The 26,452-nt window shown below is 43.8% G+C and carries 18 protein-coding genes and 1 tRNA gene; 9 read left to right on the top strand and 10 right to left on the bottom strand.

The annotated features are described in order from the left end of the window. Positions 1-20 precede the first annotated feature (20 nt). From dnm_RS14110 to dnm_RS14070, 9 genes are all read right to left on the bottom strand, one after another. Complete coding sequence (locus dnm_RS14110) at positions 21-287, bottom strand: hypothetical protein (RefSeq protein ID WP_207683275.1); 267 nt, start codon at positions 285-287, stop codon at positions 21-23. Then, positions 284-754, bottom strand: a complete 471-nt coding sequence (gene folK / locus dnm_RS14105; protein ID WP_276571902.1) for a 2-amino-4-hydroxy-6-hydroxymethyldihydropteridine diphosphokinase — start codon at positions 752-754, stop codon at positions 284-286. The genes dnm_RS14110 and folK overlap by 4 nt, the downstream gene beginning before the upstream one ends. Before the next feature lie 112 nt (positions 755-866). Continuing rightward, positions 867-1,694: a diaminopimelate epimerase gene (dapF, locus tag dnm_RS14100; protein ID WP_207683274.1), complete on the bottom strand. Its 828-nt coding sequence runs from the start codon at positions 1,692-1,694 to the stop codon at positions 867-869. 110 nt (positions 1,695-1,804) lie between these two features. Further along, positions 1,805-3,187, bottom strand: a complete 1,383-nt coding sequence (gene argH / locus dnm_RS14095) for an argininosuccinate lyase (RefSeq protein WP_207683273.1) — start codon at positions 3,185-3,187, stop codon at positions 1,805-1,807. A 776-nt stretch (positions 3,188-3,963) separates the two neighbouring features. Continuing rightward, on the bottom strand, positions 3,964-4,962 hold the full coding sequence (locus tag dnm_RS14090) for a vWA domain-containing protein (protein WP_207683272.1): 999 nt from the start codon (positions 4,960-4,962) through the stop codon (positions 3,964-3,966). Between the two features lie 470 nt (positions 4,963-5,432). After that, entirely contained in the window at positions 5,433-6,131 is a 699-nt protein-coding gene (locus dnm_RS14085; protein WP_207683271.1) for a DUF4381 family protein, read from the bottom strand. 2 nt (positions 6,132-6,133) lie between these two features. Beyond that, positions 6,134-7,009: a DUF58 domain-containing protein gene (locus tag dnm_RS14080; protein WP_207683270.1), complete on the bottom strand. Its 876-nt coding sequence runs from the start codon at positions 7,007-7,009 to the stop codon at positions 6,134-6,136. A gap of 517 nt (positions 7,010-7,526) precedes the next feature. Beyond that, on the bottom strand, positions 7,527-7,727 hold the full coding sequence (locus tag dnm_RS14075; RefSeq protein ID WP_207683269.1) for a hypothetical protein: 201 nt from the start codon (positions 7,725-7,727) through the stop codon (positions 7,527-7,529). 157 nt (positions 7,728-7,884) lie between these two features. Next, positions 7,885-11,268: a TonB-dependent receptor domain-containing protein gene (locus dnm_RS14070; protein WP_207683268.1), complete on the bottom strand. Its 3,384-nt coding sequence runs from the start codon at positions 11,266-11,268 to the stop codon at positions 7,885-7,887. Positions 11,269-12,149: 881 nt separating this feature from the next. Here dnm_RS14070 and dnm_RS14065 point away from each other — a divergent pair. Further along, the gene (locus dnm_RS14065) at positions 12,150-16,043 is read left to right on the top strand and encodes a response regulator (protein ID WP_207683267.1); all 3,894 of its coding nucleotides are present in this window, start codon (positions 12,150-12,152) and stop codon (positions 16,041-16,043) included. Between the two features lie 407 nt (positions 16,044-16,450). Here dnm_RS14065 and dnm_RS14060 read toward each other — a convergent pair. Next, a tRNA-Sec gene (locus dnm_RS14060) sits at positions 16,451-16,548 on the bottom strand. Between the two features lie 547 nt (positions 16,549-17,095). Between dnm_RS14060 and dnm_RS14055 the strand changes: the two genes are divergently transcribed. From dnm_RS14055 to dnm_RS14020, 8 genes are all read left to right on the top strand, one after another. Then, positions 17,096-18,277, top strand: a complete 1,182-nt coding sequence (locus tag dnm_RS14055) for a M20/M25/M40 family metallo-hydrolase (RefSeq protein WP_207683266.1) — start codon at positions 17,096-17,098, stop codon at positions 18,275-18,277. A gap of 622 nt (positions 18,278-18,899) precedes the next feature. Then, the gene (gene lepB, locus dnm_RS14050) at positions 18,900-19,577 is read left to right on the top strand and encodes a signal peptidase I (protein WP_207683265.1); all 678 of its coding nucleotides are present in this window, start codon (positions 18,900-18,902) and stop codon (positions 19,575-19,577) included. A gap of 678 nt (positions 19,578-20,255) precedes the next feature. Further along, on the top strand, positions 20,256-21,197 hold the full coding sequence (locus dnm_RS14045; RefSeq protein ID WP_207683264.1) for an aspartate carbamoyltransferase catalytic subunit: 942 nt from the start codon (positions 20,256-20,258) through the stop codon (positions 21,195-21,197). Further along, positions 21,181-22,467 carry a dihydroorotase gene (locus dnm_RS14040; protein ID WP_207683263.1) on the top strand — a complete coding sequence of 429 codons (1,287 nt, stop codon included), beginning with the start codon at positions 21,181-21,183 and terminating at the stop codon, positions 22,465-22,467. Before dnm_RS14045 ends, dnm_RS14040 begins: the two co-directional genes overlap by 17 nt. A 74-nt stretch (positions 22,468-22,541) precedes the next feature. Further along, the gene (locus dnm_RS14035) at positions 22,542-23,135 is read left to right on the top strand and encodes a DUF4433 domain-containing protein (RefSeq protein WP_337833605.1); all 594 of its coding nucleotides are present in this window, start codon (positions 22,542-22,544) and stop codon (positions 23,133-23,135) included. Positions 23,136-23,146: 11 nt separating this feature from the next. Next, positions 23,147-23,872 carry a macro domain-containing protein gene (locus dnm_RS14030; protein ID WP_207683261.1) on the top strand — a complete coding sequence of 242 codons (726 nt, stop codon included), beginning with the start codon at positions 23,147-23,149 and terminating at the stop codon, positions 23,870-23,872. Between the two features lie 96 nt (positions 23,873-23,968). Beyond that, on the top strand, positions 23,969-24,712 hold the full coding sequence (locus dnm_RS14025; protein WP_207683260.1) for a hypothetical protein: 744 nt from the start codon (positions 23,969-23,971) through the stop codon (positions 24,710-24,712). Next, the gene (locus tag dnm_RS14020) at positions 24,709-26,202 is read left to right on the top strand and encodes an ATP-binding protein (protein ID WP_207683259.1); all 1,494 of its coding nucleotides are present in this window, start codon (positions 24,709-24,711) and stop codon (positions 26,200-26,202) included. Before dnm_RS14025 ends, dnm_RS14020 begins: the two co-directional genes overlap by 4 nt. Positions 26,203-26,452 lie beyond the last annotated feature (250 nt).

The raw sequence follows: 26,452 nt of genomic DNA, 5'->3' as shown, positions 1-26,452 counted from the left end.
ATCTCCGCATTTATAATCTCCTATTGTTTTTTTGAACGAGATTCAATGAACTTGTCTCTGCATTCTGTGCTGCAAAAATATAAATCCTCTTCGCCAACCCTCAGATGCACACCCTCCCGTTTTGGAAAATAAATTTCACAAAAGGGATCTTTGACCATCACATCATCAACCCTGTTGGATACCTGATCGGAAAATATTTTTCCTGAGAGTACGTTTTTCACCACCCAGGATTTGACCTGTCTGTAGCCAAAGTATAAAACGCCTAAAAATATTAATAATTTTATCATTTGAATTGAATTATTTTTTGTTCGTTGTCATCAAGATGGTTTAACAGATACTGCATATCCTTTTTTAAAACAGGATGAACGAGTTCCGGTGCAATATCACACATGGGCCTTAACACAAAGCGTCTTTGGTGCATTCTGGCATGAGGCACGGACAGTCCGGATATGTTGTCTATTACAACATCATCGTACAACAAAATATCCAGATCAAGAATCCGCGGTCCGAATCTTATGGTCTTTGTGCGCCCGGCCTCACCTTCAATTGATTTTAATTCATTCAGCAGTTGAAAAGGATCCGAAGACGTTCCGATCTTTACAACTGCATTGATGAACCAGTCCTGATCTTTATAGTCAACAGGTTCGGTCTTATAAAACTGTGACTGGGCATGTAAAACAGATTTACCGGATGTCGTCAACGCGGCAATGCCGTTCTGACAGTTCAAAAGCTTATCTCCGATATTAGAGCCAATTGAAATATATGCAATATGTTCTTGTATAAAGCACCCCCTCTTCTGAAATTTGAAATTTGAAACTGGAAACTGGAAACTGGAAACTCGAGTTTCAAGTTTCAAGTTTCAAGTTTCAATTCCACGCGTCTTTCCAGAGTTCTCCTCTGTATATGATACGGGCATCGCCTTCAAGATAAATATCGTAAAACTGGTCTTGTTTTTGTTTGTAATGGATGGTGAGATAGCCGCCGCTTCTTGTATTAACACGCGTGGGTGATTTGGTTTTGGATTTGGAAGCCATGACAATTGCAGCGCCAATACATCCGGTGCCACATGCCAAGGTTTCATCTTCCACGCCCCGCTCATAAGTCCGGTTTGTAAGTGTGCCGTCCTTGTGGCTGCATACAAAATTGACATTTGTTCCCTCGGGCGCAAAGTCTTTATGAAACCGGATTTCCCTGCCCAGTTTAATTACTTGGGCATCATCAGGGCTGTCTGTCTCAATGATAACATGGGGAACGCCGGTATTCACACGGCTGACAGATAATTGCTTTTCTTCCAGTTCAAGAGGGAAATCCGTTCTGAGTGCTGTCGGATCCGGCACATTGATCTTTACCCGGTCATTTATAACGTGTGCGGAAATCAGACCAACCTCTGTTTCAAAGGACATTTCCGGTCCTGCGATCCCGTTTACATAAGCAAACCGGGCAGCGCACCTGGCTCCGTTTCCGCACATTTCCGCCCGGGTTCCGTCGGAATTAAAAAACTGCCATTTAAAATCAGCAGTCTCAGACGGCTCCACAAGAATGAGACCATCTGCCCCGGCAGACATTTTTCTGCGGCACACATTTGCAACAAATTGAGAGAAATTTGTTTCCTCAACAATTTTTTTTCTGTTGTCAATAATAATAAAATCATTGCCGCAGCCACTTAATTTATGAAAATCAATGTGTTTTAACATGATTCACCACTGGGAGGGAGATTTGCTGCGGCGGTACGGGAGGGCCTTTTTTCCCGCATCCGCACAGAAAAGAAACAACGATAATAAGGATGAGACTCTTGCTGAAATGATTAAATATTTTCAAGGTCTTTTTCAGCCTTTTCTATGGCCGCGATTACATTTTCCCCGGCAGTTCCGCCAAAGGATTTCCTGCGACTGATTATCTGTTCCGTGGTTAATGTATTAAAAATATCTGCTGAGATAAGGGATGAAAAAGATTTTAATTCCTCAAGGCTAAGTTCATGCAGTTCCTTTTTCTTACCCAGCGCGTAACTGACGGCTTTTCCGACACAGTTATGGGCCTCACGGAACGGCATTCCTTTGGCCGCAAGGTAATCGGCCATGTCTGTGGCGTTCAGAAACCCTGTGGTTGTGGCCTGTTCCATGATATCTTTGTTTATTTTTATTGTCGGGAGCATGCTGATATAAATTCCGATACACGCTTTCAGGGTGTCCGCAGCATCGAACAGAATTTTTTTATCCTCCTGCATATCCCGGTTATAAGCAAGCGGCAGAGATTTCATCATGGTCAGGATGGCAATGAGACTTCCGAAAACACCGCCGGTTTTGCCGCGAACCAGCTCTGCCACATCCGGATTTTTCTTTTGCGGCATGATGCTGCTTCCTGTGGAAAAAGCATCTGAAAACTCAATAAACCCGAATTCAGATGAGGACCACAGAATCAGTTCCTCTGATATTCGGCTGAAATGCACCATGCAGATACTCGCGGATGACAAAAATTCCATAATGAAATCCCTGTCTGACACTGAATCAATGCTGTTTGCCGACACCTTTGGAAAGTCAAGCAGCTCTGCTGTATAATGTCTGTCAATGGGGTAAGTTGTTCCAGCAAGGGCCGCGCTTCCCAGGGGCATCACATTGACGCGTTCCAAACCATCACGGAATCGGTCCGTATCCCTTGAAAACATTTCATAATATGCCATCAGGTGATGAGACAGAAGCACTGGCTGCGCCCGCTGTAAATGGGTGTATCCGGGCAAAACAACGTGGGTCCGTGTCTTTGCAAAATCAACAATCGCTTTTCGCAGCTCAGTCAGAAGACTGATGATGTTTAAGGTTTCTGCCTTCAGATACATCCGCACATCCAGCGCCACCTGGTCATTTCGGCTTCTTGCAGTATGAAGTTTTCGGGCAACCGTTCCCACCACTTCCGCAAGCCTGGTCTCAATGTGCATGTGGATATCTTCAAGGCTGTCGTCGAATCGGAAATTTCCCTCAGCGATCTCCTTTTTTACGGTTTCAAGCCCCTGTATTAATGACGAGGCTTCATCTTCTGTGATGACAGACACCTTTGCAAGCATCTTGCAGTGAGCAATGCTGCCTTCAATATCATAAGCATAGAGCCGTTTGTCAATATCTATGGAAGATGTGAAGGCTTCTGTTATTTGGTCAGTCTTTTGGGAAAATCTGCCGTCCCACGGCTTTTCAGACATAATAACCTCTTTCAGCCTATCCGTGAAAGGATAGGCTCTGTTCATATAAACTCGATGATCAAATTTTTTGACCCGGTTCGAACAAAAAGCCTGTCATTCCTGCGAAAGCAGGAATCCGTTTTTGGCAAATGCGGTGTTTCCGAAAGCCGCGGATTCCTGCTTTCGCAGGAATGACAAAAAACTTGAACATCGAGTATAAAAGGCGGATCAGCTAACTGCCCGGAGTTACGAAGCTCTCAGACGATTCACTCGTCTTGATTTCCGAGCCATCTTCCGCCGAACTTTTCGCCTTTTACGTTCTTTTTTTGACAATTTCTTTTCTGCCATAAATATTTCCTCCTAATTTGTGTGATGTTTAATGTAAAAATACCCTGCTACAATCATTCTGCCAAGAAATCAAAGACCTGCGAGGTTTTGAAAACCTCGCAGGTCTTTTTTTTATCACCTGAATTTTCAATTTTATTGAAAATTTTCAAAGATGTTTCTGAGGCTTCAAAAATGTTGTGGTGAGGTCTTAAATTTTAGTAAGGGAACTCGAAATAAATAATATGCCCGATACAAAAAATGCCGGGTATTTTATTTTTGGGGAAATCCCTAACCACTTTTTTTATACTGAACGAACACTTACTCTAAACCCGTTATATCGTCAAGTGCTTTTTGGTTACAAATATCAGAGGGGCGCATTCACAACTTGGGGGAGCAGAAATGTAGGGTGGGTGCAGCGAAGCAGAACCCACCGTCTGCGCTTCCTCAAGTTATCAATACGCCCAAGATCATCAAGGCACTCTCAGAAATCTCGTATAGGAAAGGATGATCCAAAGACTCAGCAAAACAAAAGCAGGAATAAGAAAAAAACTGTAAAGTTCGCTGTATTCGGCAAAGATATCTATCTTGATTTCAGTTTTTTCCAGTTTGTCTATGGTCTCATATATTTTCTGTAATCCTTCCATATTTTCTGCTCTGAAATACAATCCTTTTGTTTTATTGGCAATATCTTTAAGCGTGTCTTCATCAATATCAACGCGCTGATAAATATATTTTTCCCCCAGACCGGGATATCTGACTAGGAAAGGGGCTTCTCCCCGGGTTCCCACACCCACGGTATAAATCTTCACTTCTTTTTGAACTGCAATTTCCGTTGCTGTTTCCGGGGACAGTTCACCGCTGTTGCTTTGCCCGTCTGTGAGCAAAATAATGATGTTGGACTGGCTTTTTATATCTTCGAGCCGCTTTAGCGAGATGCCGATAGCATCACCGATGGCGGTACGCTTTCCGGCCGCCCCGATTTCCAGTCGCTCAAGTATGGAGGCGATGCTGTTGTAATCCCGGGTCAGCGGTAATTGCGTGTATGCATTATCGCCAAAAACCACCATGCCGATTCTGTCACCCTCTCTTTTTGAAATAAAATCCTGCACAACGCCTTTTACCGCTTCCAAACGGTTCACAATTTTTCCCTTTCGCTTAAAATCAAGGGCAGCCATGCTTTCGGAAAGATCCACTGCAATGACAATATTGATTCCCTCTGTGAGAATCTTCTCTTTCTGAGTTCCCGACTGGGGCCGGGCCATGGCGATAATCAGAAGGCATAAGGCAACGTATTTCAGAACTGGCAAAAGCCATCGGATAATTAAAAAAGGAGAAGGCTGAATATCCCGAACCGATGACAAGCCGGATACGCCCATAGACGGATGTGTCTGCCGCCGGCTTCGATAAAAAATCGCCATCGGAATTACCAAAATAAGCAAAAAAACATAGGGTGAAGCAAATCTGAACATTTTTTTTAGGTGTTAGGTGTTAGGTGTTAGGTGTCAGGTGTTAAGTGTTAGGTGTTACACGATGATCAAGTTTTTGATCCAGTTTGACCCAAAAATGTCTGTCATTCCTGCGAAAGCAGTGGACTCCTGCTTCCGCAGGAATGACAGACAAAATAATCAGTTTTTCTGACCCGGTTCGGACAAAAAAAACTGTCATTCCTCCGGAAGCTGTGGACTCCTGCTTCCGCAGGAATGACAGACAAAATAATCAGCTTTTCTGACCTGGTTCGGACAAAAAAACTTGTCATTCCTGCGAAAGCAGGAATCCATTTTTTGCAGAGCTTACGAATCCGAAAGCAGTGGATTCCTGCTTTCGCAGGAATGACAAACAAAATATTCAGCGTAAACTCAGTCGAACGGAATGACAAATCAAATTCGATTATCAATTATCAATTGCCAATTATCAATTATCAATTATCAATTATCAATTATCAATTATCAATTATCAATTGTTTTTTTGTTTGATTTACAAAATTTATCACAAATTTAAGGTCGTCTTTCATTTTATTTTGAACAGCGAGACTTCCTGCAAATTTAACAGGGTCAATGGAACGAAGCAACTCTCTGAGGCTTTTCTGTAATTCTTTTTGCAAGCCCAGTTCTTCAATTTTTGGGAGAAATTCCTCTGTGGTCATTTCCGGGGCGTTGATGTTGTAACGTCCCTGAATATAATTCCTTAATATGGCTGAAAGCTGAAAATAAAATTCTTTTCCGTCTGAATTTTCCATGTCCATGAGTTCATCCAGCAATGCCAAAGCTGCTTCATCAGGAGAAAGCTTTACGATTTCTTTTTCCTTTATTTTTTTCCTGCGCTTTTTAAAATACAAATATGCGGCCACAACAAGCCCTGCGACAAAAAGCGTCAGCAGTACCAAATAAAGTATTGTCAGATCAACGCCGATAATCTCCGGGGGTCTGATATCGTGGATATCAGTCATCTGAATGGTTTTTTGTTTTTCCGCTCGCTTTTTCGCTGGGTCAGAAACAGATTGTTCTGTGCCGGACGCTTTATTTGCATTTGTGTTTGCAGGCGGTTCAGACGCTGCATTATCTTTCTGCTGCGCAAAAGCGGTCACAGTGAAAAAAAGAATCAAAACAACAAGCAAGAAACGTATGATATTCCGATGCATTCTCATTTCCTTTTTTCCCGGTAACGAAAATATTTTGTCAGCACATCCGCGACAGCGCTGGCCGTATCCACTTCGATACAGTCAATATCAGCACTTCTCAGTGTTTGAAGGGCGTTTTGATATTCACGGGTTTTCTGCGCTTTGAATTGTCCGCGAGTCTTTTTGTCGGACGCGTCAAAATAACGCATCTCCCCGGTTTCAAAGTCTTCAGCCAGAAAAATGCCCGCTTCCGGCAAAGAAAAATCTCCCGGATCAGAGAGCAGTACACTGATAAGTTCATGTTTTTTGGAGGCAGTTCTGATCTGACGAAGATAATCCTCAGCTAAGAAATCAGAGATGAGAAACGACACCGTTCTTTTCCTGCAAACTCTGCCAAGATAGGCAAGAGCATTTTGGATGTCAGTGCCTTTATTTTCCGGCTTAAAGGTAAACATCTCCTTGATGACCCGCCAGACATGGGATGAGCCTTTCTGGGGAGGAATATATTTTTCCACGCGGTCAGTAAAGAGAATCGCGCCGACTTTGTCATTGTTTCGGATGGCGTTGAATGCCAGGATGGAGGCGATTTCAGCGGCTGTTTCCATTTTCAGGTTCTCTGTTGTCCCGAAATAGCCGGATGCGCTCATATCCACCAGCAGCATGACCATCAGCTCACGTTCCTCCCGATAGAGTTTAATAAAGGGACGTCCCAGCCGGGCAGAGACTTTCCAGTCAATATTTTTGACATCATCACCAGGAGAATACTCCCGGACTTCCTCGAACTCAATGCCCGATCCCCGGAACACGGATTTATACTGACCCGCCATCATGGTGTTCACAATACGACCGGTTTTGATGTGAATTTTTTTTATTTTTTTGATGATTTCAGGTGATAGCATATTGTTCAGTAAAAATTGAGTTTTCAAGTCACTATGTAATAATCAGCGAATCGAAAAAAATTAATATATTGTTTACCAGGATACTCCGACTTGCTACTTAAGTATCCGATCAAAAGTTTTTTATACGTCTTTTTTTCCGTGAACTGTGGAGAAACCCGGCTTTTTCCTTCAGCGGAGGCGGATCATTCCGGAAAAAAAGCCGGGTTTCTTTCCCTGGCAAATATCTAAAACTTATGGTTAGGTACTTATTTCTCAATTTCAAATAAAATTCATTCGTTGGTAGTCCTGCAAATTGTGATGAATCCCGTTAAGTCCCCCGATTATCGGGACACGGAATCTTATTCACCACTACTTGTGCAGGACTACCCTTTACTTTACACCTTCTTCAAATTGTTTTTATGAAACTCTGATTCCGATACAGCAGGAAACCCACCCGACAGCTCATTTCCATAGCAATCTGCGTCGCTCCTTCTGTGTTTTAGATTTTAGAAGGAGATGCAATGCAATCGCTGTTCAGTTATTCGCAAAACTCTGGGCTGCATATCCACTGTTCACCAATCTGTTTCCAGCAACATCCATTGTGCGTATAAAGCCTGGCACCTTCGGGAATTCGTTTTGTTTCATCCGGACTATATTTCAATTCGCTGCCATCCATGTTTTTTGCTGAAACAACCTTTCCGCATGCATCAACTTCCAGCTTAATAATTGGTTTGCCCATATTTCATCTCCTTTTCGGTTTTTGATAATTATTTGGTTTTACACTGTCCGAACCTTTTGCATTGTCCAAACCATTTACACGGATTAGAGATAAGAAAAGGATTTCTTCGATTTCATAGCGTAATCCTTTCTTATCCCTAATCCGTGTAGATTACATACTAAAATGCCACCGTGAATCTCCCCAAAATCAGAGATTCCGGATAGATGCTCGAATTTGAGGGTTCACTATCCTGAAATTGGAAGGACTTGTCAAACAGATTTTTCGCCTCGAGCGTGAAAATCCCCCACCCTTTGGGGAACCGGTAGCTCAGGGAAGCGTCAACCACCCAGAATTGATCCTCCCCCGGAACAGCCTCAAAAAATGGACCCCTGATCCCGAATTCACCCTCTTGGTCAACATAAGTGGGCTTCAGACGCAGACTGATCCCTGAAGGATGAAAGAAATTAATCCCGAATGCTAACCGGTGCGTATCCAACCGATGGATATATTCCGGCCCCATACCTTCCAACGGCCTTTTAAAACGCTCAAACAGATAGTCCGTGCTGAAGGCCAGCCAGGGATGCGGTGTCCAATAGATATAAACACGGCCCAGTTGTTCTTCCAAATCAAATTCTGCCTTTCTTGATATCATCTCTCCTTTTGCAAATTCATATATTGTTCCCGGTGTGGTGAGGTCTCGCTCGGAATACTCAGCCCCAGCATACACGCTATCAGAAAATTTCTGATCCAGCCCGATACCGTAACGCCATGCCTCTGTCCCACCCATATCATCAAAAAACTGATTGAACCCGGCAATCTGCGTTGGTTCGAGGGTCTGGTCAGAAATCAGATATCGCTTCAAAGCTCTGTATGCAGCCGCACGTATTGTAGTCGAGGGAATCGGATGCCATATCAGACCGAATTTCGGATTGAACTGCTCAACATTCAAATCAGAACTTTCGTCTTCAAAGAAGTCTGCGCTTCCCCCGACAATCCAAGTAAAACTTTTCGGATAATTGAGCTGTGAATAAACATAGAAATTGGCATGTTCGATTTCGGTCTTCGTAACCTCAACATCCGTTAGATAAGAAGAAATATGTTTAAGTTCATTATCTGCACGAAAGTACCCCACGCCGCTGGTAATATAAGATCGCCCAAACCGAAAAATATGTCGGGCTTCGCCACCATCGCCAGCATATTCACCTTCAATCTGATATGACTCACCTTTGCTGTCATAGTCTTTGTTCAGATAACTGGCAGAGGCAACAACTTCCGAATTCGGCGTAAATGCATGTCGGAAACCAAAGCGGAAAGATTCTGTTTTTTCCGGTTCTCGCACTGTGGACTTAAAATTATCAGGGTCAAAACGGAGATTCAGATCCCCCTTGTCAAAATCCTTATACCGATACTCCCCCTGGATGCTCGTCTTATGGGAAAGGTTCATTTGGGCGAACACATTGTAAATATCCTGATCCTGGTCGTTATTTTCCCGTATGCCATCGGTTTCATAATGGAACCCCCCCAGGCTGTAGGACAGATTTTCCCACACACCCGAGAGAACCCCCTCACACCCCAGGGTGGAATTTCCCCCGACCACGCCGCTTACCTGCAAAGCGGCCCGGTTCCGGTTGAACAGCGGGGAATACTCGTTAAACGAGGCATCAGCCGGGCCAGTCCCGCTGAACACATACAGCTCGCTCTCGGTCATCTCCGGCCGGACCGGGTTAATATTAATCGGCTGCAAAAGCTGTGCCTGGAGGCGCTCGCTGACCCTGGCGATCTCGTGTCGTGGCAGCACCGAGTATGCATCCGCAAGCCATTCATGGGCACTATGGTTTCCAGGATCCGCATACAGGGATTTCCACCCCTCGGCCAGCGCAAGCTGCTGAAACCCCAGCTGGTCATAAATCCGGGCAAGTCCGGCCCCCCGTGCCGCAAGGTCCTGATCCAGCAGCAGGCGGGAGCGATACACCGCCCGGTTGTCATTCAGCTCAATGGATTTTTGCAGATCATGCAAAGCCTCCACAGGACGATTCAGACTCTGTTTCCGCACCGCATCATAAAACCACGGCGTCGGGTCCAGCGGGTCAATGCGCTTGGCAATAATCAACTGATCCTCAGCCAGCCTGTTCCGTTTTTCCTCATAATATGCCTTGCCCATGTAGCTGCGGATAAGCGCATTGTTCGGGTCAAGACTCACAGCGATCTCGATCTCCCTGCGGCCTCCCTTCACATCCCCCTGGCGAATCTTTGCCAGGCCCATACCCAGGCGGGGAAGCGGGGCAGCCTGATCCAGTTCAATTGCTTTTTCAAAAACGCACATGGCCGCGTCGGTCTTCATCCGGGTAAGATAAGAAAATCCCCATACCGTCTGAGTCCGTGCCAGCCTGGAATTGCGTTCCACAGCCTTCCTCGCCATAACCGAGGCTTTGTCCAAATTCCCAAAGGACAACCACAACTCCGCCAGCCCTGACCATGCCAGCGCATTTTCCGGGTCCAGACGCACAGCATCCTCAAGGCTTTTCAAAGCACCCTCAAGATCAAACCGGGCCTGCTGGGCATAAGAAAGGGCAATCCTTGCCCCTGCTGACTCAGGAGACAAATCCACAGCCTTCTCAGCCAGTTCCATTGCCCTGTCGGTCTGGTTCTGCACCACAGCCATGACCGCGCCCAGGACAAAAATATGACTGTCATCAGGATCAATATCCGCGGCCTTTTCCATATCTGCCTTTGCCTCGTCAGCCCGGCCCACGGAAAGCAGCAGAGCCGCACGGTAGATGAAAAAACGGGCATCTCGGATTTCTTCTTCAGAAACGTCCTCCAACATGGAAAAGGCCCCGGCCAGATCACCATCCCGATAAAATTCCACAGACATGCGAACCATGTCCTGCCAGCCGGATTCATCATCTCCTTCAAAATCATCCGGCTGAAAATCCATAACCGGGGGATAATACAATGCCCAGTGAACCGCATCCCTGGGACGCACCAGCGTCTGTGACACAGGTGCCTCACCGGCCCGTGCGGTTGCGGCCTGGCCGTCCCTCAGGATAAGCTCGCCCGCGTTATTTGCCACCCTGACCTGGCCCTCGAACACTGACAGCAACGTTTGTTCAGCATCAACCTTTACAAAAAATTCCGTGCCTTCCACAGACCCGTTGATATACGGCGTGCTTATGGTAAGGCTCCGCTGAAGACGGCTGAAGAAATGAGCGGCTCCCTCGAATATTCTGAGCAAAAGCGGTTTTTCCCCCTCGAACCCGGAGAAAGTGACCGTGGTGTTCTCATCGAGCCGGAAGATGGTTTCGTTACGGAGAACAATGGCAGCCCGGCTTTTTTCTCCCACACGGATCATATCATCTGCACAGAACGTATCATTCAGACTTACAGATTTCCAATCGGTTTCATTGAGCTTACGGACCTGAACCACCCCTTGGACAGACACCACCCGGGCAGCCCAGTTCTCACACGGTTCAGCTGGCCCCGCAAAAGAAACCGGACAGCAACTTCCTGATAGGATTGCTAATATAGCTAAAATAAAAATAAACATCCTGCCCTGACACATAATTTTTCTCCTTATAAAAAATGTTAAACAGTGACACAAAGGCACGTCATTGAAATGTCCTTGCATCAGATGAGGGGTGAACCCCCTTTTTATTCTGATCATCTGTATTACAATAAAAATGCTATGTCAATTCCTGTGATCAGCCATACCGGAGGAAAAGCACATTCACCGCTCGACCAGGATTCATTTTTTGCCTTTTTGCCTTGCCACCTTGCTGCTGTGCAGGAAATCAAAAAACTTGATCATCTTTAATTTTCAAAAACTGTCCGAACCCTTGAAACATATATACATCAACAAAAATGCTGTGTCAAACCCGATATCGGCGTTATTTAAAATTGTTTCAGAAGGTTCCAGATTTAATTTCTATTTTAACTCAATATTATTTCAATATTATTTCCAGTGGTACTTATTCTGTGTTCGGGGTATCATAAACTGTTTTTGATGATATTATATGCTTTGAAAAAGCTAAATCTTACAAAAAAATACAAAAAAGTCTGAACGATGTATTATTATAAATTTTAATAGGTTATCTTGTACTTTGATAATAGGGAACCTGTTGGAATTCATAATAGTCCTTGGTTCTGCCCGGTGAATTTTGGTGAACCATCCTGGCACCAGCCATCCTTGAACGTCTTGAAACCTATGATAATCCGTGGTTCAGACATGAATTGGAAATCGGAAACTGGTTTTTTGATTGAGAGTTTTGAATCTCTGTGATAAGGGAATTTTAAAAAATTTTCGAATTCTGATTTTCAGGATGAATGATATCCGTCTTATCTTCAAAAAATCAAATCACCAGAATTGTTTATACACATCATCGGCCATAGTTGTCAGGGGCACATCCGCGACAATTTGCCTAACGTATAGTCTGAGGAGCATCAATGTCCCGTCCGTGTAAAGCAGCAATCGTGGGATTACTGACCGGCCTAATAGGGCTTCTGGCGAGCAGTCTTCCTGTCTGTCTTAACATAGAAGAACACTTCGGCCTGGATTTGCTTTTCAGTCTGAGGGGTGTCAGGGAAGCACCCTCCGAAGTCATTATTGTGAATATGGACAGGGCCTCGGCTGATAACCTTAATCTGCCGTCAAGACCTGACAAATGGCCCAGGTCTGTATATGCGAGCCTTACTGAAAAATTGGCAAAACAAGGGGCCGCGGTGATCGCCTTTGACATCAGTTTCGAAGAACACCGGAATCAGGAACATGACAATTTATTTGCTGAAACCATCCTTAAATCAGGCAATGTTGTTCTGATTGAGCGTCTTCACAGGGAGATCATCCCCCTGACTTGTCCGGAAGGAATGGGTACTGAAAATGTGAGTATTGAAAAACTGACACCGCCTATTCCGCAACTGGCGAAATCTGCTTGTGCCCTGGCCCCTTTTCCCCTGCCTAAGAGACCTGTCAAGATCAGTCAGTATTGGACATTCAAAGGAAGCGCCGGAGATAAGGCCACGCTGCCGGTGGCGGCTTTTCAGATCTTTGCGTCAGAAGTCTATGATGAATTTATCTGGCTCCTGAAAAAAGTCTGTCCCCTTCTCCCTGACAAACTGCCGGATAACAAGCAAGCCATAGCTGAGAGCAGAACAATTGAAAACGTTATTCAGACATTGAACTATATCTTCAAAAAAGAGCCGCTGATTGCAAAAAAAATGATGGAGGAATTACAGTATTCAGAGATACCGGCGTATGACGTGAAAAAAAAGCGGCTTCTTAAATCCCTCATAAAAATGTATCAGCGACCTGAGAGCCGATATCTGAATTTTTACGGGTATCCCGGAACCATTACCACTGTTTCCTGTGATCAGGTGATCGGGAAGCGAAAAAAATCTGTCTTTTACTCTGGCCAGGAGTCGGCGGACAGCCAAAAAAATATTGATTTCAAGGGGAAAGCTGTATTTATCGGACTTTCAGAGCAAACGAGACCGGAACAGAAAGACGGCTACTACACTGTTTTTTCCCAAGTAAATGGAATAGATATCAGCGGTGTTGAAATTGCGGCCACTGCTTTTGCAAACCTGTTGGAAGATACGCCTGTTCAGCCGCTTATTTTTCGGGATCATCTTCTCACTATTGTCATATGGGGAATCATACTGGGCATAATTTGCCGTTATTTATCTGCTTTTACCGCAGCAACCAGTCTGATGCTGCTGGGTATATTTTATATAAGCATTGTTCAGAAGCTGTTTGAAAACACCGGCAGTTGGTATCCCATTGTTCTTCCTTTGCTGTTTCAGTCTCCCCTTGCTTTTTTCAGCACGTTTTTATGGAGATATATTGAAACAGTAAGAGAGCGTCAGGCCGTCACAGAAAATCTTGAAAAGGCCGAGGTGGCCAAGGAACATGCTGAAAGCGCAAACCAGAGCAAGAGCGAATTTTTAGCCAATATGAGCCATGAAATACGGACACCGATGAACGCCATCATAGGACTGTCCGAACTTGCTCTGCGAACTGATCTGACAGACAAGCAGCGGGACTATTTAGAAAAGATAAACGCTTCCGCTGGTGTGCTCCTCGGGCTTATCAATGATATCCTGGATTTTTCCAAAATTGAGGCAGGCAAACTTGATCTGGAGAACACGAATTTCCAGTTGCACGAGGTGATGAACAATCTGGCAGATATGTTTTCCAACAAAGCTGCTGAAAAGGGAATTGAAATGGTGATTTCAATTGATCGGAAAGTCCCTTGCGCGCTGGTCGGAGACCCCCTCCGGCTCGGACAGATACTCATTAATCTGACAAACAACGCCATGAAATTCACAGAACAAGGCGAAATCATCATCAGAGCAGAATGCGGGGAAAAGCTGTCAGCGGAGAATGGCCAGGTTCCGGTAATCACTGATCAGAAAAGCCTCGCTGATAATTCCTCCCTGACAACTGACAAATCTTTACTGATGTCTGATAATTCTTTATCTCTTCGCTTTTCGGTGAGTGATACGGGGATTGGAATAAATAAGGAGCAGATATCAAGGCTGTTCAGCGCGTTTACACAGGCTGAGGAATCCACTTCCCGGAGATATGGCGGCACAGGTCTTGGTCTCAGTATCAGTAAGCAGCTGGTAGGGATGATGAACGGTAAGATATGGGCGGATAGCAGCCCGGGCAAAGGAAGCACCTTTTACTTTGATGCCGCGTTTGGCCGTCAGTCCCAAGATCACGAATATAAATTTGTTCCTCCTCAGGATATTCACGGGTTAAAAATTCTGGTGGCAGATGATAACAAAACCGCACAAGATGTTCTGGGAGAAACGCTGAGAGGTTTTTCCTTTGATGTGATATCCGTCAGTTCCGCTCAGGCCGTAATCAGAGAACTGATCAATGTCAACGGAAACAAGCCTTATGATCTGGTGATCATGGACGGGAATATGCCGGATACGGACGAAACTGAGATAACAAAAATGATCCGGCAGCGGAACAGTGTCCCCATTATTATGATGGTCGGATTCGGGCAGGAGGAGATCATGGATCGGGCAGAGATGGCCGGAGCAAATGCTTTTCTTGTCAAGCCGGTCAGACAAACCCTGCTTTTTGAAACCATCATGGAGGTTTTCAATTATAATGAGATACATATAGGCGGGCAGAAGCATGTAAAAAACCGTCGCTCTGAGATCATGAAAAACATCAGGGGCGCGAGAATTCTCCTGGTCGAGGATAATTTCATTAATCAGCAGGTGGCCGCGGAGATGCTTCAGAACGAAGGCATATTTGTGGAAATAGCAGACAATGGCAGAAAAGGATTCGAGGCTCTGGAGTCTTCACTTTTTGATGCCGTACTCATGGACGTTCAGATGCCGGAAATGGACGGATACGATGCCACACGATTAATACGCAGTGATCCGTCCTACAAAGACCTGCCAATCATTGCCATGACTGCTGACGCGATGGCCGGTGCCCAAGAAAAGTGTCTGGAATCCGGCATGAATGACTATGTGAGCAAACCTATCGAAAGTGAGAAGCTTTTTTCCACCTTGGCTAAATGGGTAAGGGTGGAAACTGGAAACTGGAAACTGGAAACTGGAAACTCGGAACCGGAGACTGGAAACTCGGAACCGGAGACTGGAAATTCGGAACCGGAGACTGGAAATTCGGAACCGGAGACTGGAAACTCGGAACCGGAAACTGAAAAATCACATACGCTGCCCCCCTTTCCACAAAGTTTACCGGGAATTGATATTGAATCTGCCTTAAAAAGACTCCGGGGAAATAAGGAGTTGTTTATGATGCTTTTAAATGACTTTTCCAAAGAATATGGCAACGCGGCGAATAAGATCAGGGAAGCGGTGGAGGCAGGTGATATAAAACTTGCAGAACGGCTGGCCCACACACTTAAAGGTGTATCCGGTAATATGTCAGCTACGGAAATTTATGATGCGGTTTATGAGGTTGAAAAGGGTATCAAACGTGGAAATTCAAAGAACCTGACTTCTCTTTTGAATAATCTTGATATTGCTTTAATTCAGGTTGTGGAATCAGTGGAAGGCTTTAACAAACGTGCAAGAGAAGCTTATTCTGATAATGAGGAATGTAGGCCCTCGGATAAAAAGGCTCAGGCTGATATTTCAGAGATTAAACCTCCGCTCATTGAACTTTCACAACTTCTTGAAAAAAACAGTCCCAAGGCGGCGGAATGTCTGCTTTCCTTTAAAGAAAATTTGAGTTGTTATGGGTTTCACAAAGAGATAAGCTGCTTAGAAAAGGACATAAATAAGTTTAACTTCAGGCAGGCGCGGAAAACACTGAGGCAAATAACAGAATCACTGAAGGTCGGGAATTGAAAATTGAAAATTAAAGAGTCTCAACGAAATATGAAACTCTCAGTATTTTTCCTGATACTCGATAATCAAATTTTTTCGGCTGATTGAATTTATTGATAATTCTCAGACCGGGATTTTTTCAGTCCGGTCAGCCGCAGAGTTACCATATATTTTTAAACATCTTCAGAATTCAGCATTTAAAAATGCAAAAACAAAAAACTTGATTATCGAGTGATACCTGACATCTAACACTTATAACTATTGAGCATGAAGCATAAAAAAATAAACAGGGTCGTTTGTTGATCATTGATGATGATTGGATGGTGATGAATCACTTTTTAAAGAAATTGCAGATGTTTTTTTGCAAAACATAAAGGCAGATGACAGCCTCGCCCAAGTCAGGGCGTTGCTGGAAGAATAACAAAAAATGGCGGAAGTGCATGGGAATCGAACCCACCCGGGACGGTTTTAACGCCCCACACCGGATTTGAAGTCCGGGAGCCCCACCAGTGAGCTGCGCACTTCCGTTACATAACAGTCTAAAAAAGCTAATTTTTTATTCTCTTTTCCTGCTTAAAAAAATTATTATAATATATTATTTTTCTTTTTGTCAATGATTTTATGAAAGTGTTAAGTGTTAGGTGTTAGGTGTTAGGTGTTAGGTTTTAGGTGTTAAGTGTTAGGTGTTAGGTGCTAAGTGTTAGGTGCTAAGTGTTAGGTGTTAGGTGCTAAGTGTTAGGTGTTAGGTGCTAAGTGTTAGGAAAAAATTATAAAACTTTCATCATTTGTTGTGAGCGGCAGGTCATGCCCGTTTATATGGAGTTCCCTTATGGCTATTTTTAAAAACTCGATGTTCAAGTTTTTTTCCGCTGACCGAGTTCACTGGCAATTTTTAACCCGGGATATTATCCGGGAGTGTCTTTGTGTCACTGCCACGAAGGCACAAAGGCACGAAGTCTCACGAAGTCTCACGAAGGTTCTTTGTGTGTCTTTGTGTCTTCGTGTCTTTGTGGCATTTTTACATAGCCAGGTACAAAAAACTTGAACATCGAGTAAAAAGGAAAACAGAAAAAATGATAAACAGCGACAGATTAGCAGAAACATTTAAATTTCTTGTCAAAATTGACAGTGTAACAAAAAATGAAGGTGATATTTGTGATGAAATCAAAAAGATACTTGAGGATTTAGGTGCTGAGACTGTTGTTGACAGTGCCGGTGAAAAGGTGGGAAGCAACACAGGAAACCTTATTGCCAGATTCAGGGGAACTGTCCAGGCCCCGCCCCTTCTTCTGAATGCTCATATGGATACGGTTGAACCGGGCAAGGGCATCACTCCTGTACTAAAAGACGGCGTATTTACAAGCAACGGGACAACAATCCTGGGAGCGGACGATAAAAGCGCAATTGCCATCCTTTTGGAAACCATAAGGGTTCTTCAGGAAAACAATCTGCCTTACGGGCCGCTTGAGCTTGTCTTTACAATTTGTGAGGAAACCGGACTGTTAGGGGCAAAGCATCTTGATCATAATCTGATTACGGCAACTTATGGTTACGCACTGGATGCTACGGACACAGAAGGAATTGTCACCCGTGCGCCAGGGTCGGACCGGCTTGAATTCAAAATTCATGGCAAAGACGCCCATGCAGGAGCAGCCCCTGAAAAGGGAATCAATGCCATCACCCTTGCATGCAAAGCCATTGCCGGACTTGAAATTGGCAGAATTGACCATGAAACCACATGCAACATTGGTATTATTGAGGGCGGAATTGCAACCAATATTGTACCGAATCTTGTAACAGTCAAAGGGGAGACCCGGAGCCATGATGAAAAAAAATTGTCTAAGATTACAAATAAAATCGTATCTTCATTTAAGGCTGTGATTGAAGACTGGCATTCTGTTTCCAAGTCGGAACCTCAGAGCGGAACAGATTTTTCGTCTGATAAAATGCTTCCCCGGGTGGACATCCAGGTGGAAAGAGATTTTTCCCCTACATATATTCCTGACGACCATCCTGTTGTAAGACTTGCCCGGAAAGCAGCCTCAAATCTCGGACGAAAAATGGTTACAAAGATAACCGGCGGGGGAGCGGACGCGAATGTATTTTTTAAAAAAGGCATTATGACCGGCGTCCTTGGCACGGGAATGAAGGATATGCACACAGTTCGGGAATCTGTGGCTCTGGATGACATGGTGCGGACAACAGGGCTTTTGCTTGAAATTATAAAAGTCCATTCAGCAGAATCCGGTAAGTAACTCGATCATCAGCTTTTTTCGGTTGACTGAATTTTTGCTGCAAGGATTTTGTATAAGAAGAGGATTTAATCCCTTTACCATGAAAATACATTTGGAAAACCCGGGTTTTTTGTCTGTTTTCACACATAGTTTCATGACCGGGGGTGAAAACCCCGGGTTTTTTATGAGCGTTTCTTATGAATCCCGTTTCTTATACAAAATCCTTGCAGCGGGAGCCAGCTTTTATAAGTACCCGATCAAAAGTTTTTTATACATATTTTTTTCTGTGAATGGCGGAGAAATCCGGCTTTTTCCTTCACAGGAGGCGGATCATTCCGGGAAAAAGCCGGGTTTCTTTCTCTGACAAATATCGAAAACTTATGGTTAGGTACTTAATTACAAAAAACTTGATTTTCGAGTGACAGACACCACTATATCCGAAGTGCAGAGCTTACGGTTTGGCACGCCTCGCGAACAATGCCTTGACAAAAATCACGCCAGAATATAGAAACATCCCGAAGTTTTCAGAAAGGTGATTTGAGATTTGTCATTTGTTACTTGCCAGTTATCAGCCAGTCACCAATCATCAGTCACCAATCACCAACCACCAATAATAAAGAAAGGTACCGAAAAAATAAGAAACATGTCGAAAAAACCTTCGGAAAAAGAAAAACCGCCTAAAAACAACAAACAGCCCACAAAAAAAAGCAATCTCAGGGAAAATATCGAAGCCATCGTCGTTGCCATCATACTTGCCTTGTTTATACGCACCTTTGTTGTTCAGGCATTTAAAATTCCTTCCGGATCCATGAAAGAGACGCTCCAGATAGGAGACCATATCCTGGTCAACAAATTCATTTACGGAGTAAAGATTCCGTATCTTCAAAAGACCATTGTTTCGTTCAAAGAACCCAAACGCGAGGATATTGTTGTATTTGAGTTTCCCGAAGACCCTGAAAAGGATTTTATCAAACGGGTTGTGGGCGTTGCCGGGGATGTGATTGAAATCCGCGACAAACAGCTTTATGTGAATAACAAGCCTTTTAACGGGGATTATGCAGTTTATAAAGATTCTTATATTCTTCCGGGAACCAGCACGCATCCCAGGGATAATTTCGGACCCCAAAAAGTGCCTTCTGATTCCCTTTTTGTCATGGGGGATAACCGGGACCAGAGTTATGACAGCAGGTTCTGGGGATTTGTAAATCTGAAAGCAGTCAAAGGAAAAGCTTTTATGATTTACTGGTCCTGGAACAAAGATAATTCCGGCCCCACACTCGATTATGTCCGGTGGGGAAGAATCGGACAATGGCTGAAATAAGTACCCGATCAAAAGTTTTTTATACATTTTTTCTGCGAGCAGCGGAGAAACCCGGCTTTTTCCTTCAGGGTCAGCGAATCATTCCGGAAAAAAAGCCGGGTTTCCTCCCCGGGAAAACTATCGAAAACTTATGGTTAGGTACTTAATTGATAATTGATAATTGATAATTGATAAGTTTGCGATTTTCAGTTCTTAACCTCAACTTTCAGTTTTATAATTTCCTATGAGAACAAAGCCTGCTCCCTCCTTTTCGCTACAGGGATTTTGTATAAGAAGCGGATTTTTAGATACTTTACCATGAAAACAATTTCTGAAAATCCGGGTTTTTTATCTGCTTTCACTGAAAATATTTTCATAAACGGGGGTAAAAAAACCGGGTTTTTTATGAGCGTTTCCTATGAATCCCGTTTTTTATATGAAATCCTTTTAGCGGAGGAGCAGCTTTTATAATTTTCCTAATAAAAAACTTAAAGATTCAAAAACTTAATAATTCAAATCGGGCAGGGGACTCGGGATATCATGCACCTGTCAGAAATTTCCGGCATATTGGTCATCCTTGTAAAAAAAGGAAAGGGAGGATAAGGTTGTGCAGTGGTGTTCTGCTGTAACCATTTCAAATCTCTGCCTTTTTTTCAGAGAGAATTCAGAAAATTTCCCGATCCCTGAAAAGGTAGATTTATGCAGTTTGTAAAAAAAGATATTCTGGACATGGCATCCCTTTCAGTTGAAGAGATATCGCTGATTCTGGATACTGCCGACAGAATGAAGGAAATTTCAGAACGGCCTGTCAAAAAGGTTCCCACGTTAAGAGGGAGAACCATTGTTCTTTTTTTTTATGAGGCCAGTACGCGTACACGAACCTCTTTTGACATTGCAGCCAAGCGCCTGAGCGCGGACAGCATTTCAATATCCGCCAGCACCAGCAGTATGGTCAAGGGCGAGACTCTGATTGACACGGCCCGGAATATTGAGGCCATGAACGCGGATGTGATCGTGATGCGGCACAGCTCATCCGGTGCGCCCCATATGCTGGCAAAACGGCTGAAAGCCTCGGTCATCAACGCTGGCGACGGGACCCACGCACACCCGTCCCAGGCCCTTCTTGACATGATGACGGTCAGGGAAAACAAAGGAACCCTCAGAGACCTGCGTATCGCAATCATTGGCGACATATCCCACAGCCGGGTGGCGCGATCCGATATTGCGGGGTTTACGAAAATGGGGGCAGATGTGGTTTTGGCAGGTCCTCCCACCATGATACCGAGAGGAATTGAAACCCTTGGTGTTTCTGTTGTTCATAATATAGATAACGCAATTCATGGTGCGGATGTGATCATGATGCTGAGAATACAAAAAGAACGGCAAAAAGGATTCCTGTTTTCAACAGAGCGGGAATACGCCAGAGTGTTCGGGCTTTCAAAAGAGAGACTGAGAAAACATGCCAAAGATGATGTGCTGATTATGCATCCGGGGCCTGTGAACCGGGGGGTTGAAATCTCCCCTGATGTCGCGGACGGTCCTTATTCTGTCATCCTCGATCAGGTGACAAACGGTGTCGCGGTTCGGATGGCGCTTTTATACTTAGTTTCAGGAGGTGTTCGAAATGCAAGTTCTGATTAGGGGCGGAAGGGTTATTGATCCGGGAAATCTGGATGGGATCATGGATATTCTTATCGAGAACGGAAAAATTATCGAGATCGGCTCGAAACTGGAAGCCGGAGACTCGGTAATTCATGCCGCGGGTAAGATCGTGACACCGGGTCTCATAGACATGCATGTTCACCTTAGGGAGCCGGGGCATGAATACAAAGAGACAATTGAGACAGGGTGTCAGGCTGCAATTCACGGCGGTCTGACAGCAGTCTGCGCCATGCCCAATACCGATCCGGTGAATGATAACGGACAGATAACCGAATATATAATCAAAAAAGCCAGAGAGGCAAACGCGGCCCGTGTCTGGCCTGTTGCCGCGATAAGCAGGGGAACCGAGGGAAAAGTTCTGTGCGAATACGGCGAATTGAAAGAAGCCGGAGCTGTCGCACTTTCAGATGACGGCCATCCGGTTGTGAACAGCCAGCTGATGCGAAGAGCCATGGAATATGCCAAAGGCTTTGATCTTCCCATCATCTCCCATTGTGAGGAACTTGATCTTGTTGCAAACGGTGCCATGAACGAGGGCGCGCTTGCCACGCAAATGGGACTTCCCGGAATCCCCAATGCTGCGGAAAGCATAATGGTCATGCGGGATATTGCCCTTTGCGAACTTACCCGCGCACGGCTTCATATTGCCCATGTCAGCACGGCCGAATCTGTGCAGGCCATAAGAGAGGCCAAAAAAAGAGGCGTTCCGGTCACGGCTGAGACTGCCCCGCATTATTTCACACTCACCGAAGATGCGGTCGCGGAATATGACACAAATGCAAAGATGAATCCGCCTTTGCGTTCCCATTCGGACAGAGAAGCCGTTCTTGAGGGGCTTGCGGACGGCACCCTTGATGCGATTGTCACGGATCATGCGCCCCATTCCTCTCTTGAGAAAGACGTGGAATTTGACCGGGCCGCAAACGGCATCATCGGACTTGAGACTTCGCTTTCTCTGAGTCTGACATTGGTTGAAAAAGGGGTGCTTACCATCACGCAGCTCATTGAAAAGATGGCAACAAATCCCGCCAGAATACTCGGACTTGAGAATGGCCTGAAGGTCGGCAGACCTGCGGATATTACGATCATTGATCTGGCCAGGCTGTGGGTGGTTAATGCGGATGATTTCCGATCACGCAGCCGCAACACGCCTTTTAACGGCTGGAATATGAAAGGCAAGGCTGTGCTGACCATGACAGACGGCAACATTGTATTTGATGATCTTGTGTGTCAGGTGGGGGAGGTGTAGTCTGCTTAAAATTTGAATTCCACAATAGGATAAGTTAGGCGGTTTTTATTGAAATAACACAAGACCACTGCTTTATGAATTATATCAGAAAACATCATATTCATTATTTGTATCACATGACAAATATACGCAATTTGAGTAATATTTTGGAGTATGGATTGCTTTCACATGAAGAAGCTCATCGCCACAGACTCATTGCTAACGATATATCGAATCAATCAGTTCAGGCTCGCAGAGGTTTAAGAATTATAGACGATATTCCCTTGCACAGATATGTTTGTTTTTACTTTTCGCCTAGAAATCCGATGCTGTATGCTTTGAGAGAATTCCAAAATGAAATTATTTTTATTGGAGTTGATGCTCAGTTACTTCTGCATCCGAACACAATTTTTTCCGACGGAAACGCAGCATCAGATGATACAACATTTTATAAAGGGACATCTATGCTTGATAATCTCGCCTGGAACATCATAAATGCTGTATATTGGAATAATCATTATGACGGACGGCGAATAAAATGTGCTGAAATTTTAGTGCCTAAAAGAGTCGCCACTCAATATATCATGAAAATTTTTTGTTATAACAATATACAGTTGAATACGGTTCAAAATTTGTTGTCACAAAAATTTCATGTTGTAACAGAAATTAATAAGGGCTTGTATTTTTAAAGGATAAAACGATGATTAAATATAGTAAGACAACTATTTTTAATGTTGATGTACAAACAGTTGTCAATACAGTGAATTGTGTCGGGGTAATGGGAGCCGGTCTTGCCCTTGAATGCAAATTGCGTTTTCCGGAAATGTATAAAGATTATAAAAAACTCTGCAAGGAAAGCAGGGTCAGAACTGGTAAGCCTTATGTTTACAGATGTAACAGTGATTTTATGGTTATGAATTTTCCGACAAAGGATCATTGGAAATATCCGTCTAAAATTGAATGGTTAGAAGAAGGCTTGGATTATTTTGTTAGCAACTATGAGAGGTATGAAATCAGTTCCATAGCATTTCCTAAGCTGGGAAGCGGTCGTGGTAAGCTTGATTGGAAAAATGTCAAACCTTTAATGGAAAACTATCTGAAACCTCTCGATATAGATGTCTACATTTGTCTTGATGAGGAAGGGAAAGCTGTCGGTATAGAGAAAAAGATGCTTGACATGCTCAATCAGATGGATGAAGAACAATGGATGTCCAAGTTAAAAATACGGAAAAGTATTTCGGATAACATTCTGAAGGCATTACCGCTTCATCGATTTTATCAGTTACAAAAAGTAAAGGGTGTCGGAAAGCAGAGTTATGAAAGCATCTTCAGGCTATTCTACATTGAAGCTCAGAAAGGCGATGTTGTCTGTACAAATAATTCTAAACTCCCTCAAATAATGACACAGCAACCACTTTTTATCTGATAGAACCGCCTAACTACTCATTGCAGCAGCGGACGGAGGGGGCGTTTCCTTAATTGAAGGTCTCGCCAAATCCCTCGCCGCCGCTGAATTCAATCGATGGACAGAGACTTAAAACGGCTTGTTTGCGGTGTTCCTGATGATGAATCAGAACTTGGCGAAGCGCTGAACCAGATTGGAATGTCACTGAGCGCGGTTATAGATGGACTTATGGCTGTTAAAGATAGCAATCATATATCATTTTTCGGCCCTTTCCTCGGACGATCAATTTTAGAACTTGGTTGCACTGCTGTTCTTGCCCGCATTGATCCGTTCAGAATTCTTATGCTTCGAGAGGTGCAGAAACAGTCTGATTATCAAGTTGGTAAGCAAAACAAAGCTTCTATTCAATGGCAGGGCGATATTCTCGCAGAAAAAGTAAAGGATGGTCTTTGGAAGGATAAAAATATTGTGAAACCCACCCGTGCTCTTTTGGGCGATTATTACGAACATATTTTCTGGAAAAATGCGATAGAAAAGCTTTTAGATAATGTCCCAACCGGAAGAGGCGGAGAATGGCTGGCCCGAATCAGAAATATAGGCAGCGAGGGGTTTTGTAGCAACATCCGACGGGAACTCAGAAGATTATATTCAACGCTTTCCAAGGGAATACATCATGAATTTGTCATATCAACAGAATCAATATTTGATCGCAGTACCATTTCAAATTTAATTCAGGATTCATTTTATATCATTGCTTCATTGGGATTGGCGATTAACTCGGTTTCGCATATTCCCTTCAGAATTTCATTTGAAAAATCACTTGATTACTATGAAAATTTTCAAAAGGCGGAAATTATATGACATTAAATGACTTTGATGAACAATCTTCATTAATACTTGCGGCTGAGGACTATCCTCCTGAAACATTCTCAGACTACCATCGTTTTACGGCTTATGACAAACGGTTTATTTCAAAACTGGCCGCACATGGGCCTGTACTTCTGAGAGGAGGGCGCGGAAGCGGTAAAAGCGCTCTGATGATTGAAGCCTCACGTCAGCTTGCGCCTTATAAAAAAGATGCGTCAGCATTCGGAGTATATATCAGCTTACGTCATCTGGAGCTTCTTCGGAAAGAGGGAAGAGCGTATGAAAAGGTCCTTTGCAGGCTGCTTATTGATCGTGTTCGGGAATGCCTGGGAGAGATGTCTGTTTCTTTTGACCCGGAGCCATCTGTTTCATCTGTTCAGACCGAGCTTTCCAAATTAACGATCAAACTGAAATCAAGACTGGTTTTATTTTTTGATGATGCAGCGCATATCGGCAGAGAAGCACCGCTGGAAGCTTTTTTTGATATTTTCAGGACGCTTTCAAGCAGTACTGTTTCATGTAAGGCAGCTATTTATCCGGGAGTCACAAAATTTGGAACACGCTTTGATGTTTACAACGATGCCACTGTCTTAGAAATTTCCCGAAATGAGGAACTGGCAGGGTATGATGAGCTATTTGCCGAAATAATCAGACTTCGGTTTCCCCAATTTTTCTCCGGCAATATGCCTGTCACTGATCTTGATTTTATAAAATTTGCAGGTTTTTTAGGACGGGCTGTCTTAGGGAATATGCGAGCCTTTATATTTGCATGCAATGCGCTTTCCGAACGGTGTGCTGACAATGCAAAAATTGGTGTGTCAAATTTAGGAGCGGTCTTACTTTCTCTCTGTGGCAATTATTATTGGCCATTGCTTGAGGAACTGAAGCCCAAGCTGGGGAAACATGAATTAATGATAGAGCCTGCGATAAATATCGCTGAAATAATGTTTGGAATTTGCGGTAAAAGGGAACGAAGATCAGCCATTATCCATCGGAATATTATAAATAAGTTAGCAAAACCATTTGAAATGCTTGAATATGCCGGTTTTATCTCAAGGCGTGATGTGTCAAGAGCAATGAAATCCGGGGGACGGGGTTCCCGATTTGTTTTAAGCCTGTGTGTTCTTCTGGAAAATACCCCGGGAACCCGGTTAACGAATAATTTATTTCAACAATGGTCAACTGAGCATGATGAACCTGCTGAATTTCACAGGGGAAGTGAAATCAATACTATTGAGCTTCCCGAATTGCCTGATTCCGCTGATTTGTCTGTTATTAATAAATCAGTCAGAGAGCTGGCAAAATCTAAAATTTATCCATACGGTCTTACGGAACAGAAAATACAATTACTTATTGAGGCCGGTATTGAAACCATTGGTGATTTGATTTCAGCGAATGATAAACAGCTATTGTCTTTGAAATCCGTTGGCAGCCAAACATTGGAACGATTTCGGAGTGTGGCTGCGCAGGCAATCTGGATGTAGCATCTGACCAGATTAATGCTGACATGCGACAGACCTCCGAGGTTTTTAAAACCTCGGAGGTCTGATGTCAGACTGTTGAAAAGAATCGGATCGTTCCTATTAATTTTTAAAAAATAAATATTTGCTCATAAATTTTCGGACATGAAGACCTCTGAGGTCTCTGACAGCGAAAATTTTTGTCAGGTATTTACTTCAAACCGGTTACATTTTTCTCAGCTTAATATGCTATTGTTAACCCATCGTTTTTTTT

Source organism: Desulfonema magnum (genome assembly GCF_017377395.1).
Classification (GTDB): domain Bacteria; phylum Desulfobacterota; class Desulfobacteria; order Desulfobacterales; family 4be13; genus Desulfonema_C; species Desulfonema_C magnum.
This window is presented reverse-complemented; position numbering and strand designations above follow the sequence as displayed.

Excerpts from the sequence above, each read along its gene's own strand:
- dnm_RS14110 (WP_207683275.1), bottom strand. The coding sequence starts at position 287 with ATGATAAAATTATTAATATTTTTAGGCGTTTTATACTTTGGCTACAGA.
- dapF (WP_207683274.1), bottom strand. The coding sequence starts at position 1,694 with ATGTTAAAACACATTGATTTTCATAAATTAAGTGGCTGCGGCAATGAT.
- argH (WP_207683273.1), bottom strand. The coding sequence starts at position 3,187 with ATGTCTGAAAAGCCGTGGGACGGCAGATTTTCCCAAAAGACTGACCAA.
- dnm_RS14090 (WP_207683272.1), bottom strand. The coding sequence starts at position 4,962 with ATGTTCAGATTTGCTTCACCCTATGTTTTTTTGCTTATTTTGGTAATT.
- dnm_RS14085 (WP_207683271.1), bottom strand. The coding sequence starts at position 6,131 with ATGCATCGGAATATCATACGTTTCTTGCTTGTTGTTTTGATTCTTTTT.
- dnm_RS14080 (WP_207683270.1), bottom strand. The coding sequence starts at position 7,009 with ATGCTATCACCTGAAATCATCAAAAAAATAAAAAAAATTCACATCAAA.
- dnm_RS14075 (WP_207683269.1), bottom strand. The coding sequence starts at position 7,727 with ATGGGCAAACCAATTATTAAGCTGGAAGTTGATGCATGCGGAAAGGTT.
- dnm_RS14070 (WP_207683268.1), bottom strand. The coding sequence starts at position 11,268 with ATGTGTCAGGGCAGGATGTTTATTTTTATTTTAGCTATATTAGCAATC.
- dnm_RS14065 (WP_207683267.1), top strand. The coding sequence starts at position 12,150 with ATGTCCCGTCCGTGTAAAGCAGCAATCGTGGGATTACTGACCGGCCTA.
- dnm_RS14055 (WP_207683266.1), top strand. The coding sequence starts at position 17,096 with ATGATAAACAGCGACAGATTAGCAGAAACATTTAAATTTCTTGTCAAA.
- lepB (WP_207683265.1), top strand. The coding sequence starts at position 18,900 with ATGTCGAAAAAACCTTCGGAAAAAGAAAAACCGCCTAAAAACAACAAA.
- dnm_RS14045 (WP_207683264.1), top strand. The coding sequence starts at position 20,256 with ATGCAGTTTGTAAAAAAAGATATTCTGGACATGGCATCCCTTTCAGTT.
- dnm_RS14040 (WP_207683263.1), top strand. The coding sequence starts at position 21,181 with ATGCAAGTTCTGATTAGGGGCGGAAGGGTTATTGATCCGGGAAATCTG.
- dnm_RS14035 (WP_337833605.1), top strand. The coding sequence starts at position 22,542 with ATGAATTATATCAGAAAACATCATATTCATTATTTGTATCACATGACA.
- dnm_RS14030 (WP_207683261.1), top strand. The coding sequence starts at position 23,147 with ATGATTAAATATAGTAAGACAACTATTTTTAATGTTGATGTACAAACA.
- dnm_RS14025 (WP_207683260.1), top strand. The coding sequence starts at position 23,969 with ATGGACAGAGACTTAAAACGGCTTGTTTGCGGTGTTCCTGATGATGAA.
- dnm_RS14020 (WP_207683259.1), top strand. The coding sequence starts at position 24,709 with ATGACATTAAATGACTTTGATGAACAATCTTCATTAATACTTGCGGCT.